The organism is Chthoniobacterales bacterium, assembly GCA_018883245.1.
Lineage (GTDB): Bacteria > Verrucomicrobiota > Verrucomicrobiia > Chthoniobacterales > JACTMZ01 > JACTMZ01.
Window position 1 is genome coordinate 25,419 of sequence record VEQL01000004.1, and the last position, 13,995, is coordinate 39,413.

Annotated in this window: 14 protein-coding genes and 1 tRNA gene; 10 read left to right on the top strand and 5 right to left on the bottom strand. The window is 61.1% G+C overall.

What is annotated here, in order from left to right; all coding sequences use genetic code 11:
* Window positions 1-19: 19 nt before the first annotated feature.
* Genes FGM15_02300 through FGM15_02310 form a run of 3 tightly spaced genes read left to right on the top strand, consistent with a single transcriptional unit; the run spans window position 20 to window position 4,451 of the window.
* Window positions 20-2,758 carry a 2-oxoglutarate dehydrogenase E1 component gene (locus tag FGM15_02300; GenBank protein ID MBU3664699.1) on the top strand — a complete coding sequence of 913 codons (2,739 nt, stop codon included), beginning with the start codon at window positions 20-22 and terminating at the stop codon, window positions 2,756-2,758.
* A gap of 14 nt (window positions 2,759-2,772) precedes the next feature.
* On the top strand, window positions 2,773-3,813 hold the full coding sequence (gene sucB, locus FGM15_02305; GenBank protein ID MBU3664700.1) for a dihydrolipoyllysine-residue succinyltransferase: 1,041 nt from the start codon (window positions 2,773-2,775) through the stop codon (window positions 3,811-3,813).
* Window positions 3,810-4,451, top strand: a complete 642-nt coding sequence (locus tag FGM15_02310; GenBank protein ID MBU3664701.1) for a tetratricopeptide repeat protein — start codon at window positions 3,810-3,812, stop codon at window positions 4,449-4,451. The genes sucB and FGM15_02310 overlap by 4 nt, the downstream gene beginning before the upstream one ends.
* A 10-nt stretch (window positions 4,452-4,461) precedes the next feature.
* On the opposite strand, the gene FGM15_02315 is transcribed toward FGM15_02310, so the two are convergent.
* Window positions 4,462-5,256 (bottom strand): Fpg/Nei family DNA glycosylase, encoded by a 795-nt coding sequence (locus FGM15_02315; protein MBU3664702.1) that lies wholly within the window; start codon window positions 5,254-5,256, stop codon window positions 4,462-4,464.
* Between the two features lie 99 nt (window positions 5,257-5,355).
* Here FGM15_02315 and lpdA point away from each other — a divergent pair, with 99 nt between their 5' ends.
* A complete protein-coding gene (gene lpdA, locus FGM15_02320) occupies window positions 5,356-6,732 on the top strand; it encodes a dihydrolipoyl dehydrogenase (GenBank protein ID MBU3664703.1) in 1,377 nt (458 codons plus the stop codon).
* A 59-nt stretch (window positions 6,733-6,791) separates the two neighbouring features.
* Here lpdA and FGM15_02325 read toward each other — a convergent pair whose 3' ends face one another.
* Window positions 6,792-7,871: an alkene reductase gene (locus FGM15_02325; GenBank protein ID MBU3664704.1), complete on the bottom strand. Its 1,080-nt coding sequence runs from the start codon at window positions 7,869-7,871 to the stop codon at window positions 6,792-6,794.
* Window positions 7,872-8,232: 361 nt separating this feature from the next.
* Here FGM15_02325 and FGM15_02330 point away from each other — a divergent pair, with 361 nt between their 5' ends.
* Window positions 8,233-8,451: a hypothetical protein gene (locus FGM15_02330; GenBank protein ID MBU3664705.1), complete on the top strand. Its 219-nt coding sequence runs from the start codon at window positions 8,233-8,235 to the stop codon at window positions 8,449-8,451.
* A 32-nt stretch (window positions 8,452-8,483) separates the two neighbouring features.
* Here the strand turns inward: FGM15_02330 and FGM15_02335 are convergent.
* Window positions 8,484-8,557, bottom strand: a tRNA-Arg gene (locus FGM15_02335).
* A gap of 88 nt (window positions 8,558-8,645) precedes the next feature.
* On the opposite strand from FGM15_02335, the gene FGM15_02340 reads away from it, so the two are divergent.
* Together FGM15_02340 and FGM15_02345 are read left to right on the top strand one after the other, a co-directional pair.
* Window positions 8,646-9,215: a helicase gene (locus FGM15_02340; GenBank protein ID MBU3664706.1), complete on the top strand. Its 570-nt coding sequence runs from the start codon at window positions 8,646-8,648 to the stop codon at window positions 9,213-9,215.
* On the top strand, window positions 9,212-10,495 hold the full coding sequence (locus FGM15_02345) for a hypothetical protein (protein ID MBU3664707.1): 1,284 nt from the start codon (window positions 9,212-9,214) through the stop codon (window positions 10,493-10,495). Before FGM15_02340 ends, FGM15_02345 begins: the two co-directional genes overlap by 4 nt.
* A gap of 16 nt (window positions 10,496-10,511) precedes the next feature.
* Here FGM15_02345 and FGM15_02350 read toward each other — a convergent pair whose 3' ends face one another.
* A complete protein-coding gene (locus FGM15_02350) occupies window positions 10,512-11,075 on the bottom strand; it encodes a hypothetical protein (GenBank protein MBU3664708.1) in 564 nt (187 codons plus the stop codon).
* Between the two features lie 104 nt (window positions 11,076-11,179).
* On the opposite strand from FGM15_02350, the gene FGM15_02355 reads away from it, so the two are divergent.
* Window positions 11,180-11,749, top strand: a complete 570-nt coding sequence (locus tag FGM15_02355; GenBank protein ID MBU3664709.1) for an NlpC/P60 family protein — start codon at window positions 11,180-11,182, stop codon at window positions 11,747-11,749.
* Window positions 11,750-11,794: 45 nt separating this feature from the next.
* Here FGM15_02355 and FGM15_02360 read toward each other — a convergent pair whose 3' ends face one another.
* Window positions 11,795-13,012, bottom strand: coding sequence for a DUF1015 domain-containing protein (locus FGM15_02360; protein ID MBU3664710.1), 1,218 nt, complete (start codon window positions 13,010-13,012; stop codon window positions 11,795-11,797).
* An 87-nt stretch (window positions 13,013-13,099) separates the two neighbouring features.
* Here FGM15_02360 and FGM15_02365 point away from each other — a divergent pair, with 87 nt between their 5' ends.
* Entirely contained in the window at window positions 13,100-13,594 is a 495-nt protein-coding gene (locus tag FGM15_02365) for a hypothetical protein (GenBank protein MBU3664711.1), read from the top strand.
* 5 nt (window positions 13,595-13,599) lie between these two features.
* Window positions 13,600-13,989 (top strand): ribosome-associated translation inhibitor RaiA, encoded by a 390-nt coding sequence (raiA, locus tag FGM15_02370; protein ID MBU3664712.1) that lies wholly within the window; start codon window positions 13,600-13,602, stop codon window positions 13,987-13,989.
* Window positions 13,990-13,995: the final 6 nt, after the last annotated feature.

Below are 13,995 nucleotides of genomic sequence, written 5' to 3' on the forward strand. Positions count from 1 at the left end.
TCATGAACTTGTCAAATCCATGAGTCAATCGCTGTCGGGAAACTGGAACGCGGAGCTGCTCGAGCAAAATTACGAGCGCTGGAAACAGGATACGGAATCCGTCACGCCGGAGTGGAATGCTTTTTTCGAGGGTTTCGAGCTGGGCCTGACGCAGTCCGAGGAACTGGCCGAGGGTGCGAAAGCCGCGGTGCCCGAAGATGCGGCATTGGAAAGGCGCGCGGATTCACTGGCCTACAATTACCGGACGCTCGGGCACACCATCGCGCACCTCGATCCGTTGACGCCGGAGCCCCCGGAGAACCCGTTGCTCTCGCTCAAGGCGATCGGCTTCAGCCAGAGCGATCTCGAGCGGACGGTCTCGTCGAAATATTTCCGCGAAGGAAAACCGATGCTGCTCCGCGAGATGATCGCCGACTTGCGCTCGATTTATTGCGGCACGATCGGCGTCGAGTTCATGCACATCCAGGATCCTCTCATGCGCAACTGGATCCGCGAGCGCATGGAAAACCGCAGCGACGAAGCGCAGCGCGATCCAGCGCTGCACAAATCGGTCCTGCGTCTGCTCTACGAGGCCGAGACGTTCGAGCATTTCCTGCACACGCGCTACGTCGGCCAGAAACGCTTTTCCCTCGAGGGCGCCGAGTCGCTCCTGGTCATCCTCAACACCATTCTCGAAGGGTGCGAGTCGCACGGCGTGGCCGAGATGGTGATGGGCATGGCGCACCGCGGACGGCTCAACGTGCTCGCGAATTTTCTCGAGAAGCCGCTGGCGCTCATCTTCAACGAGTTTTCCGAGAATTTCATTCCCGAGGTGGTCGGCGGCAACGGCGACGTCAAATACCATCTCGGTTATGCGGCGGACCGAGTGACCGCCACCGGCTACAAAGTCGGCGTCCGCCTTGCCGCCAACCCGAGCCATCTCGAGGCGGTCGATCCTGTCGTCGAGGGCATGGCGCGCGCGCGACAGCGCATCATCGGTGACACGGACACCCGAAAAAAGGTGCTGCCCCTCCTCATCCACGGCGACGCGGCGTTCGCCGGACAGGGGATCGTGGCCGAGGTCTTCCAAATGTCCCAGTTGCCCGGCTACCGCACGGGCGGCACCGTGCATGTCATCGTCAACAACCAGATCGGGTTCACCACGCTTCCGGCCGATGCGCGATCGAGCCTTTACCCGACCGACGTCGCCAAGATGGTCGAGGCGCCCATTTTCCACGTCAACGGCGACGACCCGTTGGCCGCGGTGACGGTCGCCCAAATCGCGCTCGATTTCCGCCAGGAGTTCGGACGCGACATTGTCATAGACCTTTTCTGCTACCGTCGCCACGGGCACAACGAGGGCGACGAACCCACCTTCACCCAGCCGCACCTCTACGGGAAAATCCAGAAACACCCCCTGGTCAGCAAGGCCTTCACCGACGAACTGGCTGCACTCGGCACTGTGACATCGGCCGAAGCGGCGGGGATCAAAAAGAAAGCCGAAAGCGAACTCGAGGAAGCCTTCGATGTCGTGAAAAAGAGCGAAAGCGCGAAACCGGAGGGAGGACGTTTCGCCGGATCGACCGCCGTCTTCCAGCCCTCGTATTCCTACGCGCCCGTTCACACGGCGATCAGCCCGGAGATGCTGAAAGAAATTGTCGAGGGATTGTGCCGCGTTCCGGAGGATTTCCATATTCTTTCCAAGGTGCGGCGCATGCTCATCGAGCGCCGGCTCGAGATCCTGCGCGACGGCGGACCCTACGATTGGGCGTTCTCCGAAGCGCTTGCTTTCGGTTCACTTCTGCTGGAAGGCACGCCCGTCCGCTTGTCGGGTCAGGACAGCCGACGCGGCACGTTCAGCCAGCGGCACGCCGTCCTGCACGACGCGCAGAAAAACGAGGACTACATCCCGTTGAACCATCTGGCGCCGGGGCAGGCGAAACTCTGCGTTTACAACAGCCTGCTGAGCGAAGCGGCCGTTCTCGGGTTCGATTACGGCTACTCCCTGGACTACCCCGATATGCTGTGCCTTTGGGAAGCGCAGTTCGGGGACTTCGTCAACGGCGCGCAGGTGATGATCGACCAGTTTATTTCCTCCGCCGAATCGAAATGGCAGCGACCCAGCTCGCTCGTCATGCTCCTGCCGCACGGCTACGAGGGACAGGGACCGGAACATTCGAGCGGGCGTCTCGAGCGCTTTTTGCAGTTGTGCGCGGACAACAACATGCAGGTGTGCAACCTGACGACCCCGGCGCAGTATTTCCACGCGCTGCGCCGCCAGATCCACCGCGACTACCGCAAGCCTCTTGTCATTATGACACCCAAGAGCCTCCTGCGGCACCCTCTGGCGGTTTCCAAGGCGGAGGATTTCACCAAGGGGCGCTTTTACGCGATCATGGCGCCGATTCCGTCCAAGCCGGAAAGCATCACGCGCGTCATTCTCTGTTCGGGCAAAGTCTACTACGACCTCGCTGCCAAACGCGACGAGCTCGGCGCGACGGATGCATTCATCGTCCGGGTCGAGCAGCTTTACCCGCTGCACGGGGAGAAAATCCAACGCATCGTCAACGCCTGCCCGAACCTCAAGCGCATCGTCTGGTGCCAGGAGGAACCGAAAAACATGGGTGCTTGGTTTTACATGTCGGCCCAGCTGCGCGAACTCCTCGGACGCCCCGTGGCCTACGCCGGACGTCCGGAAAGCCCGAGCCCGGCTGTCGGCGCACTTGCGCTTCACAAGCTGCAACAAGCGGAACTCGTCAGCCGGGCCTTCGAGGTCTAGGATCTTCCGGAATCATGAGCGCCGACATCAAAGTCCCCACCGTCGGGGAGTCCATTTCCTCCGGGATCATCTCCGTCTGGCACAGGCAGGACGGGGAATACGTGCGTTCCGGCGACGTCATCTTCACTCTGGATACGGACAAAGTTTCCACCGAGGTTGCTGCACCGGCTGCCGGCCTCCTGCGCATCACCGTTCCCGCGGACACCGAGGTGAAAATCGGGGATGTTGTCGGAAAAATCGAGGATGCCCCCGAGCCAGCGGCGGGCGCGACCGCCCCCGCTGCACCCCAGCCCGCGGCGCCGGTCGAACCCGCCCCGCGCCCTCCGTCGGCGCAACTCGAGCCGCAGGAACGGCGCGTCACGCGGAAAAAACTTTCCCCGCTGCGCCGCAAAATTTCCACGCAACTGGTCGCGGCCCAGCGGAACGCCGCGATCCTCACCACGTTCAACGAGTGCGACATGGGCGCGCTGATGAAGTTGCGCACCGACGTGCAGGAGCCGTTCACCCAACAAAACGGGATCAAACTCGGCTTCATGTCGTTCTTCATCAAAGCGGTCGTCGATGCCCTGCAGAGCGAACCGCAGCTCAATTCGCGCATCGACGGCGACGAACTCGTGCAGAACCATTTTTATGACATCGGCGTGGCGGTCGGGACCGAACGCGGGCTGATCGTCCCGGTGATCCGCGATGCCGACCGCAAATCTTTCCCCGAACTCGAGCACGAGTTGGCCTACTACGCCAAAAAGGCGCGGGATGGCGCGATCACCGTCGAAGATTTGCAGGGTGGCGTGTTCACCATCTCCAACGGCGGCGTTTACGGATCCCTGCTGAGCACGCCGATTCTGAATCCGCCGCAGAGCGGCATCCTCGGCATGCACAAAATCCAGGACCGTCCGGTCGCGATCGATGGGAAGGTGGTAATCAGACCCATGATGTATCTCGCTTTGAGCTACGACCACCGTGTGGTCGATGGCAAGGAAGCGGTGACATTCCTCGTGCGGGTCAAAGAAGCCATCGAAAATCCCCTGCGGCTTTTCCTCGGCGGCGGGCAATGAAACGGCTGGCGGCGGCGTTGGTCCTTTTTGCCGCGGCTTCCGTTGCAGCGCAGGAGACCGGGAACGCCGTGCTGCAACAGCAGCGGCTCGCCATGGTGTTGCGCGAGACGACCAAGCTTTACGAAGCTGGCCAATATCAGGCCGCGCTCCAGCGCCTCGACACGGTGCAGGGCGCGGCGGCGAAGGATCTCGCTGTGCTGAATCTTCGCGGGGCAATCCTGAGCAAAACCGGCGACTACAGCCAAGCCGGCGAATTGTTCCGCAGTATTCTCGCGGCCAATCCGGATTATTTTCCGGCCGCTTTCAACTTGGGCGAGCTGTTGTTCATGCAGGGCCAATACGAGCCCGCGCTGGAATCTTTCCAAACCATGTTGGCGCGCGACCCGCGCAACGAATTGCTCCGGTTCAAGACCGCGCTTTGCCAACTGGTGCTCAACCGCGACGAAGATGCGAAAAAAACCGCCGCGGGCCTCGTTCCGACAGGAAGCACTCCGGCATGGTATTACGCGCAGGCGGTTTTCGCCCGCAAGGCCGGCGACGAAAGCAGGGCACGGAAAAACCTTTCGGCCGCGAAGTCGATTTACCGGGACAGTGGTTGCCAGTTGTTCGATGAGTCGATTGCCACTGTGAAGTTCTGAGAGCCTCGTCTTAACGTATCGGCTGGCAACGCGGGCACCAAGCTGTGGTCCGCCCTCCAACCTGAGCACGGAGGAGAAGAGTTCCGTCCCGCGGACACCGACCGCCATCCGCCCATCGCGAATGAAAAAGCCAAGCCCGGGGCGGCTGCTTGCCGTGGGTTCCGATGGTTTTCAACGCCGCGCGGCAAACCTCGATGGTTTCGCGCCAAAGAATATTGAAGTCATTATCTTTCAAGTTTCCGATTTTCGTATCAGGGCGGATACGGCAGCGCCACACAATCTCGTCGGCCATCCAATTACCCACTCCGGGAAACAAATCCTGCCGAAGCAAGGCGGCCTTCAGCGCGCTCAACTTGCTCCGCTGCAGGCGTCCGCGCAGCAAAGAGAGCGTGAATGCCGGCGACAAAATCTCCGGCGGCAAAGACCGCCACCAAACCGGTTCGACGCTGCGTGAAAACTTCAGCGAGCCGAACATCCTTGGATCACGAAAGACGAGGGATCTTTCTTTCTGCCGGATGACCAGATGATCATGACGTCCGGGATTGTGGTCTGGGGTCTCGACGAGAAGTTGGCCGGTCATTCCGAGATGCAGACCCAGACTGCACCGCTCGAAAACAAACAACATCTGTTTGCCCTTGGTCTGTATGCCGCCGAGACGGCAACCCTTCAGTCCACGCCGGACAGAAGCCGGATCAGCCGTCCGGTAAATGCGCGATTGCTCCCGGCAAAAAACTCCGATGACACGATGACCGAGTCCGGGCGCCCATTGGCCGGAATACCATTTTACCTCGGCCAATTCCGGCATTCGCCGAATCTACAGGCCGATGGAGAATTTTTAAATGCCGAAGCCCGCAAGTGTTAATATGCTTCAATCCACGCAGGCAATCGCCCAAGATGACGGGCTATGGCTTATGATCTGATTGTGGTAGGAGGCGGTCCCGCGGGCTACGTGGGCGCGATTCGCGCGGCGCAACTCGGGAAAAAAGTGGCCTGTGTCGAAATGGAACGGGCCGGCGGCACATGCCTAAACTGGGGATGCATCCCGACCAAATCACTCCTGCGCAATGCCGAGCTTTACCAACTGATGTCGAAGCACGCGGGGGATTTCGGCCTGGCGTTCGACAAGCTCACATTCGACTGGGCCAAAGTCATCAGCCGCAGCCGCGGTGTGGCCGACAAACTTGCCGGGGGCATCGAGATGCTCTTCAAAAAGAACAAGGTCGATTACCTCCGCGGCATCGCGGCGATCCCCAAGGCGGGCGTGGTGGAGGTCACCGACAAAGACGGCAAAAAAACAACGCACACCACATCGAAGATACTCGTTGCCACCGGCGTCGTTTCGCGCGAGATGCCGGGGTTTCCTTTCAACGGCAAAAGCGTCATTGGGAGCAAGCAGGCGATGGTTCTTCCCGACCAACCCAAGGAAATCATCATCATCGGCGCGGGCGCCATCGGCATCGAGTTCGCCTATTTCTTCAATGCCTTCGGCACGAAAGTCACCGTCGTGGAAATGATGCCCAACATTCTCCCGGTCGAGGACACCGATGTTTCCGCAGCGCTGGAAAAATCACTCACCAAACAAGGCATCCGCATCCTCACCGGAACCAAGGTGGACAAAGCCGAAGCGACGCACAAAGGCGTCAAACTGACGGTCAGCGGCAAGGTCAGCGAAACCCTCGATGCTCCGGTCGCGCTTGTGGCCATCGGCGTCTCGCCACTCATGCCGGAAGGACTCAAGGTCAACCTCGACCCCAAGGGCTGGATCCAAACCAACGACTGCTACGAAACATCCGTGCGCGGCATCTTCGCGGCCGGCGATATCATCGGGCCGCCATGGCTCGCCCACGTCGCGAGCTTCGAGGCCATCCAAGCCGTCGAGGGAATGTTCGCGGGAAAATCCCCCCGCAAAGTCAACGTGTTCCCGGGCTGCACTTACTGCCAACCCCAGGTCGCAAGCGTCGGACTCACCGAGCGCGCCGCGAAAGAAAAAGGCCTCAAATACAAAGTCGGAAAATTCCCCTTCATGGCCAGCGGCAAGGCGTTGGCCGTGGGTGAAAGCGAAGGCTTCGTGAAAATCATTTTTGCCGACCCGCACGGTGAAATCCTCGGAGCGCACATCATCGGGGCCGATGCCACGGAAATGATCGCCGAGCTTGGTCTGGCCATCGAGATGGAGGCAACCCACGACGAACTTATTTCCACGATCCACGCCCACCCCACGCTGAGCGAGGCCGTGCACGAGGCCGCGGAGCAAGCGCTGGGCCACGCGATACATATCTGATCTGCAACCGGTGCCGGCCAGCGCCGTGCCGCATCAACTCATCGCGCGTCTTTTGTCGCTTATCCTGCCGAAAGGGTGGGGTAATCCGTATATCCCTTCGCACCCGGAGTGTAGAAAGTGTCGGGGTCCGGCGCGTTGAGCGGCGCGCCCTTTTCGAAGCGCGCGGGCAGATCCGGGTTGGCAAGGAACGGTGTTCCAAACGCCACGGCATCCAGTTTGTGCTCGGCCACGGCCTTGGCCGCCTCATCGGCGGAATAACCCATGTTCCCGACGAGCACTCCGCGATATGCCGCGCGTGCCGCTGTCATCACGTCGCCGCTTTGTTGACCGAGGAAATCCGCGCGCATCACATGCCAGTAGGCAAGGCCATAGCCGTTCAGTCTTTCCCCGAGCCATGATACCAACCCGACGGGATCGCTGTCGCTCATGCTGTTGAAACTGTTGAGCGGTGACACGCGCACACCCACGCGATCCGCGCCCCAGACGCCCGAGGCCGCTTCGATCACCTCGAGAAGCAGGCGCGCACGATTCGGAATCGGACCCCCGTATGGCCCGGTTCTTTTGTTCGCACCGTCGCGCAAAAACTCATCGAGCAAATACCCGTTGGCACCATGCACTTCCACTCCGTCAAAACCAGCTGCTTTGGCGTTGGCCGCCGCCTTTTTGAATCCCTCCACAATACCGGGGATCTCGTCGTCGCCCAACTCGCGCGGAATCACATAGGGCTTTTTCCCCTCCGGCGTGTTGACTGTATCGTTTGTGATGGCTATCGCGCTTGGCGCGACCGGTTGCGTGTTGTTGTTGAAATACGGATGGCATGCGCGTCCGCCGTGCCAAAGCTGGAGAAAGATGCGCCCGCCCGCGCCGTGCACCGCCTGCGTCACCTGCTGCCATCCCTTCAACTGCGCCTCCGAGTAAATCCCCGGCTCGGCATAAAATGCCGAATTGCCCTCCATGGCCATCGTCGCCTCGGCGATGATCAGCCCGGCGCTGGCCCGTTGCGCGTAGTATTCCGCCATCAATCTCCCGGGCACATGACCGGGCTCGGCCCGGCACCGTGTGAGGGGCGCCATGAAAATTCTGTTGGGGGTTTCGATGGCGCCGACGCGCAGGGGCTTGAGCAAGGATTGGATGGACATGACCTGCATCAAGGATACCAGCGGCAGGGTGCGGGAGACAACGGAAGACCTCCCGCCTGATATTCACAACGATGATTGTTTTGATTTTCTGGAAACCGAAACAAGAACACAGCAATAAGCCGGCGAACAACTGCTTGTTCCCCGCATAACCATCGCAGCGTCAGGTGTTCCCCGCGACAAAAGCTATGTGAATGAATCGGAAGAATGCCCGCACAAGTGGCGGCTGTGACTACGTTGTCCACAAGACACACATGTTTTTCACAAACAGTTGGGCCGAGAATGCGACAGCGATGTGAACAAGATTGGTCCTTGGTGTCCGCAATGCTTGATCCGGCGCCGTCGCAAAGTTAGAAAAGCGCCCGTGCAACCTGCCTATCCACGAAACGCCATCCGCGGCCTCATCATCGCTGCCATTCTTCTCGGTTTTGCGGGGGGAGTCGCGATCACCCTCGCAGGAGCGATCGCCGTCACGCAAGCTTCCATCCTTGTGAGCTGGCTGCCCGTGGTCCTGATCGCTGTCTTCCTTGGCATCACCATGGTCCTTCTGCAAAGGGACGCCAGCCGCCGCGGCGGCAAGTAAGCTGCGCAGCCGCACCCGAGCCCCCCGCAAAATGCACCCGGCGGGGGTCGAACCCACAACCTTCGGCTTCGGAGGCCGACGCTCTATCCGGTTGAGCTACGGGTGCTTTGCAAACGGCAAATAAAGCCCAGCGGCGCGGCAGGCTCAAGCGGCGATTGCCGCAGCGTCTCCCAAGCGGTAGAAATTGATGACGCATGGCGCGAAACATTGTTTATTTCGATCTGGAAACACAGCGCACCGCCAATGATGCGGGCGGGTGGGACAAGAAGGCCGCGATGGGAATGACGGTCGGCGCGACCTACAGCACGGCCACTGGACAATACGCGGTGTATGGCGAAAACCGGGTCCATGATCTGGTGGCACAACTGCAAGCAGCCGACATGGTCGTGGGCTTCAATGTGGTGAACTTCGACTACGAGGTGTTGATGGGCTACACGGTGATCGATTTGGCGCACAGCGTGCCGACATTGGACCTCATGGTTTCTTTGGAGCAGCGGATCGGCCACCGGATCGGTCTGGATGCCGTGGCCCAGAGCACGCTCGGATGCGGCAAAACCGCTGATGGTCTGGATGCCATCAAGTGGTGGAGACAGGGGCGCAAGCTCGATGTCGCGCGCTATTGTTGCTTCGACGTCAAAGTCACGCGCACGGTCCACGAGTTCGGCTTGGCCAACGGCCATGTCTTTTACCAAGACAGGCTCGGCCGGCGTCAGCGCGTCGAGGTCGACTGGCATGGTCCGGGGAGGGAGCGCGCGGCGGCATGATCCAACCGCTCAAGAGCGAACCGTCCGTCTGGTCGCTTTGCTGGGTCGACTTGAAGGAACCCCTGCCGGTCGAGGGGGATTTTTATCTGCCGACGATCCTGCTTTTGGCCGGGCCTCAATTCGAACCACTGGCACCGCCCGGGATTTTTGCGGAGCTTGATCAGATCCAAGCGGAGGAATGGCTGGCGCGGATCTTCGACGATATCGGCACGCCGGACGAATTGCTTGTCTGGAGGGCGGACGAATGGGTTCCCGGCGACTGGAAGTATTTCGCGCGAGACTGGAAGACGAAAGTGAAGATCGTCACCCCGCCGCCGCACGAGGCTCGCATGCAATCGGAACTCGCCACGGCGGGCCGTTCTTCGGGCAAGAGCGCGCCGTCGGTTTCCCGTGCGGAGATTTCCGAGGGTCTGGTGCGCAACGTGCGGCGTGTGCGATCGCAACGCAAGCGTCGGTCCTCGCTGGAAAAAGCGGTCGAGTTGGACCAGGCCAACACTGCAGCGCGCATGGAATTGTCCGAGATGGAATTCCACGCCGGCCGCTACACGCGCAGCCTCGAGTTGGCGCGCGAGGTCGAGCAAATCGACGCGCCGCGTTTCCGGCGCGGGCATGCGGATTGGTGGACCGACCATGCAACCCGGCCATTGTTGCGTTCGCTTTTCGGTCAAATGCTTTGCCAATGGCACCTCGGGCGCAGTCCCGACGCGGCCGACTCGGGGCGCCGGCTGCTCGAGATAGATGCCACCGATCATTTGGGCGCGCGTTTTTACACCCCGCTTTTCCTTCTCCTGGCCGGCGAGCAAGACGACGCCATCGCATTTTTCCGCAGCTACGCGCAGCGTTATCCGGGAGACATGCCCAACGCTTGGTTGAGCTTCGCTTGGGCCTTGGCGCTTTGTCTCGAAGGCGACGACCAAGGCGCGAGACAAAAATACCGGGAGGGCATGATGGCGAATATCTACATCGCGCCGCGCCTGCTCGGTGAAAGGCAGCCCCCCGAGGACATTTATCATCCGAGCGAGCGCGAGGAACCGCTCCCCGCGGCCGACTTTGCCGGATCCTTCGGCATGCTGTGGGAGAGGGAAGCCGGCGCCATGCGCGTGCTGCGCGATGCCTATGCCGAATTACGGCCGGTGCTCGAAGAATTGGTGGCCCGCCGCGCCAAGATGGCGGACTTCATGGACCATCGTTATGACCCGGATTACCGGGCGAAGTGGAGCAAGCTGCTCGACGAAGACGAAAAGTTTGTCGCCGCCGTGATCGCCGGAAGCTCCGTCTGACGCGCCCTGTGCCGCGTCAGGTTGAGGTTGATACGGGGGTGTTTTCCGCAGCTGGGGCGGGAGCCGAAGCCGGGGCTGTTTCCTGCGGTTGGGGGGGCGCCGCGGGTGCGGGTGTATCCACGGATTCCGGAAGCAGATCAGGCAAGGGCTCGAGCGGAACATCCTCGGGCATGATGTCCAGGTTCGGATCGGGCAGATCGATCTGGTCGTAAAACTCCTCCTCCGAAGATGCGCGGCCACGGCCCGGGGAGGAACGACGCGATTCGGGCTTTTTGCGCGCCTCCGGGGGAACGGGCTTGATGTCCTCGTTCGCCATGTATCCGACCTGGTCGTCCTCCAACTGCACCCGGCTGTAGCCGAATTCTTTTCGCAGCAGCATGACGCGGTCTTTGAGCCGGAGGCTGCGGTCGGCTCCTCCAGCCTGTTGCGGACCGAGCCGGAAAAACGAGGCGTAGTCGGTGACCACCTCCATGTCGCCCGCGAAGTTGGTGGAAGGTTGTATGGGCGTCGTCTCGCATGCCGCGGCCAAAAGGCCCAGGGTGAGCAAGGCGGCGATCCTGACTCTTGTCGGCAAATTCATGGAGACCTTTTTCTCTATCGCATGCGGCGCGCTTTCGCGAAAGCCATTTGAGAGGTGCCGCGGGGTTGTGGACAGCCCGTCGCCCCGTGTTATTGTTGACTGCGATGCCGCGCGTCACGGCAATGCTCGCGATCTTCCTTGCCGTTCATGCGGCAACATGGGCCGAGGATTCCGGAATTCTTCTCTCCGAAGCGAGTGCGCTGGCTTCCCGAGGAATTCCCTACGGCGGGGCGATGGTGCCTGCCGGGGGATCCGCGCCGTGGACGATGGATTGCTCCAACACGTCCCGGTATCTTTTGAGCCGCACCCGCGGGATCGAGCTGCCGCGCACCGCCTCGGACCAATACAATTATGTTCGCCGAGAGGGTCGCATTAAAAGAGTGGGGGGTCTTTTCGGTGGTGTGCCGGAAAAGTCGTGGTGGGCCAAACGCCTGCAACCAGGCGATCTGCTTTTCTGGGAACACACCTACAAACCGAAGCGCAAACCCCCGGTGACCCACGTGATGGTGTATCTGGGCCGCGACGAACGGGGCGAATTGCTCATGGCCGGTGCCCAAAATTCGCGGGGAGTCGGCATTTACAAGCTTCACCCGCGAACACCCTACGGCGGACACGGAGGGTTCCTCGGACTGTTCCGGAAAAAAGGAAAGCTTGTCGCATTCGGACGGCTGTAGCGCGTGCGCCCGGGACATCCGCCGCCTCTGACGCCGGTCACAAATCTAAAACGTGTGGATGAACAGTCCCGAGCGCAGTTTCGGTTCAAACCAGGTGCTTTTCGGAGGCATGATTTGCCCCGCATCGGCGATGTCCATCAGTTGCCGCATGCTGACCGGATGCATGGAAAACGCAACGGCGGCGCGTTTGGCATCCACTTCGTCACGCAGGTAATCGGTGCCTCGGATTCCCCCGGCGAATGCGATCCGTTTGCTTGTGCGTGGATCGTCGATACCGAGGATCGGGGCGAGGACACGGTCCTGCAGCAGGCTCACATCCAAACGGGACACGGGGTCCGCACCGGCGGGAACGTCGAATTTCAAATCCAGCCAATGCCCGGCGAAATACATCGAGACGTGACCCGGCCCGGCGGGTGATGGCGCGGCCTGGGGCGCAAGCGTGCAGGCGTGTCCTACGCGCACAAGGAATTCCTCCGGCGAGAGGCCGTTGAGATCCGCGACGAGGCGGTTGTAGGGCATGATCTGCAATTGGTCCTGCGGGAAAAGCACCGCGGGGAACCAGTTGTAGTCTTCCTCCCCCGTGTGGGCGGGATTTTCCGCGCGCCGTGCCGAACCCACGCGCGCCGCCCCGGCCGAGCGATGGTGTCCGTCGGCGATGTAAGTGTGCGGCACGGCGTCGAAGGCAGCGCGCACCGCCATAGCATCGGGCATGCGCCAGAGCGTGTGATGCACGCCGTCCGGTGCCGTGAAATCGAAAAGCGGTGCGGTTTGCGCGGCTTCGTCCATGAGCCGCCGGATTTCGCTCGTTGACTCGAATGCCAGAAAAACGGGCTCGATGTGCGCGGAGAGAGCGCTGTTCAGCCGCACGCGATCGTCCTCTTTGTCCGGTCGCGTCTTCTCGTGTTTTTTGATCAGGCCCGCGTTGTAGTCATCGGCATGGCAAAGGGCCGTGATGCCCGATTGCGAATGCCCGCCCATGATCTGGCGGTAGAGGTAAATCTGCGGGGATTTTTCGCGGATTAGTTCGCCGTCATTCTGCAGGCTCTGGAAATTTTCCCTCGCCCGCGCGTAAACCCCGGGGCTGTAGGGATCGGTGGCCTGCGGCAATGTGGCCTCCGACCGCACGACGCGCAGGAAAGACTTCGGCTGCGCGGCGAGGATGGCGCGCGCCTCCTCCGTGTCGAGAACGTCGTAGGGAGGCGACGCGAGTTGAGCGGCCAGATCGGCCCGCGGGATGAGTCCTTGGAATGCCCGGATACGCATAGAGGGGCGACAACGCACCAAATAAGGCGTCCGGAATCAATCGCATTTTCAATGCACCCGCGGATTGTGATGTGTCATGCTCCCGCCATGCCCGGTTTGCTTGCCCGCGTCGGTGGCCTGCTCGTTTGTGCCGCGTTGTGGTGGTGGTTGTCGGCCAAAGGTCAAACCGAGGGGATCCCCGGCGGCATGCTTCTCATTGTTGCCGGCCACGGACTTCTCATTGTGGCGGCGATCATGCTGGCAAAGCCCTTGGCAGGCTGGTTCGGTGATTTGTGCGCGAATCTTTTCATGCCCGGTGAAAGGCATTCGCGCCCGCAACCGATGTATAGCATCCCCGAGGGCCGCTTGGCCGCCGAAGATTACGCGGGCGCGCTCGAGGCCTACGCAGAGCTGGCGGCCGCGCACCCGTCCGAGATCGCGCCGCATTTGCGCATGATGGAAATCTGGATCCGGGTTTACCGCGATCCCGAGGCGGCGCGGACCATCCATGCCAACGCCTTGCAGTCGATCAGGGGCAAGAAAAACAAGCAGAATTTCGATGCGGCCGCCCGCGTGATCCTCGGCGAAGCCGGCAGGGTCTGACCCATTTGGATTGGCCGCGGCGGCGGGTGATGGTTTATTGGAGTTGTATGCATATCCATTTGAGTCCGCGGCACCTCGTTCTGACGGGCGCCATCAATTCTTACGTCGTCAACAAACTGGCCCACCTCGACCACCAATCCGACCGCATCATCGGCGCGCACGTTGTCCTGATGCATGATGAGTCGAAGACCAAGAGCAACTACGTGGTCAAAGTCCACCTCGCCATGCCGGGCAAGGACATCCACGCCGAGGACCGCGAGGGAGACCTCTATGCCGCCATCGATCTCGTGGTGGGAAAAATCGCCAGCCAGTTGCGCAAGCGCAAGACGCGCATGGTGGACGGCAAGAAGCACAAGGTGCAAAAGGCCAAAGAGCGCCGCAAGCGCGGACTCTGACAACGG

Excerpts from the sequence above, each read along its gene's own strand:
- FGM15_02300 (MBU3664699.1), top strand. The coding sequence starts at position 20 with ATGAGTCAATCGCTGTCGGGAAACTGGAACGCGGAGCTGCTCGAGCAA.
- lpdA (MBU3664703.1), top strand. The coding sequence starts at position 5,356 with ATGGCTTATGATCTGATTGTGGTAGGAGGCGGTCCCGCGGGCTACGTG.
- FGM15_02365 (MBU3664711.1), top strand. The coding sequence starts at position 13,100 with ATGCCCGGTTTGCTTGCCCGCGTCGGTGGCCTGCTCGTTTGTGCCGCG.
- FGM15_02340 (MBU3664706.1), top strand. The coding sequence starts at position 8,646 with ATGGCGCGAAACATTGTTTATTTCGATCTGGAAACACAGCGCACCGCC.
- FGM15_02310 (MBU3664701.1), top strand. The coding sequence starts at position 3,810 with ATGAAACGGCTGGCGGCGGCGTTGGTCCTTTTTGCCGCGGCTTCCGTT.
- FGM15_02345 (MBU3664707.1), top strand. The coding sequence starts at position 9,212 with ATGATCCAACCGCTCAAGAGCGAACCGTCCGTCTGGTCGCTTTGCTGG.
- FGM15_02325 (MBU3664704.1), bottom strand. The coding sequence starts at position 7,871 with ATGTCCATCCAATCCTTGCTCAAGCCCCTGCGCGTCGGCGCCATCGAA.
- FGM15_02355 (MBU3664709.1), top strand. The coding sequence starts at position 11,180 with ATGCCGCGCGTCACGGCAATGCTCGCGATCTTCCTTGCCGTTCATGCG.
- sucB (MBU3664700.1), top strand. The coding sequence starts at position 2,773 with ATGAGCGCCGACATCAAAGTCCCCACCGTCGGGGAGTCCATTTCCTCC.
- FGM15_02315 (MBU3664702.1), bottom strand. The coding sequence starts at position 5,256 with ATGCCGGAATTGGCCGAGGTAAAATGGTATTCCGGCCAATGGGCGCCC.
- FGM15_02360 (MBU3664710.1), bottom strand. The coding sequence starts at position 13,012 with ATGCGTATCCGGGCATTCCAAGGACTCATCCCGCGGGCCGATCTGGCC.
- FGM15_02350 (MBU3664708.1), bottom strand. The coding sequence starts at position 11,075 with ATGAATTTGCCGACAAGAGTCAGGATCGCCGCCTTGCTCACCCTGGGC.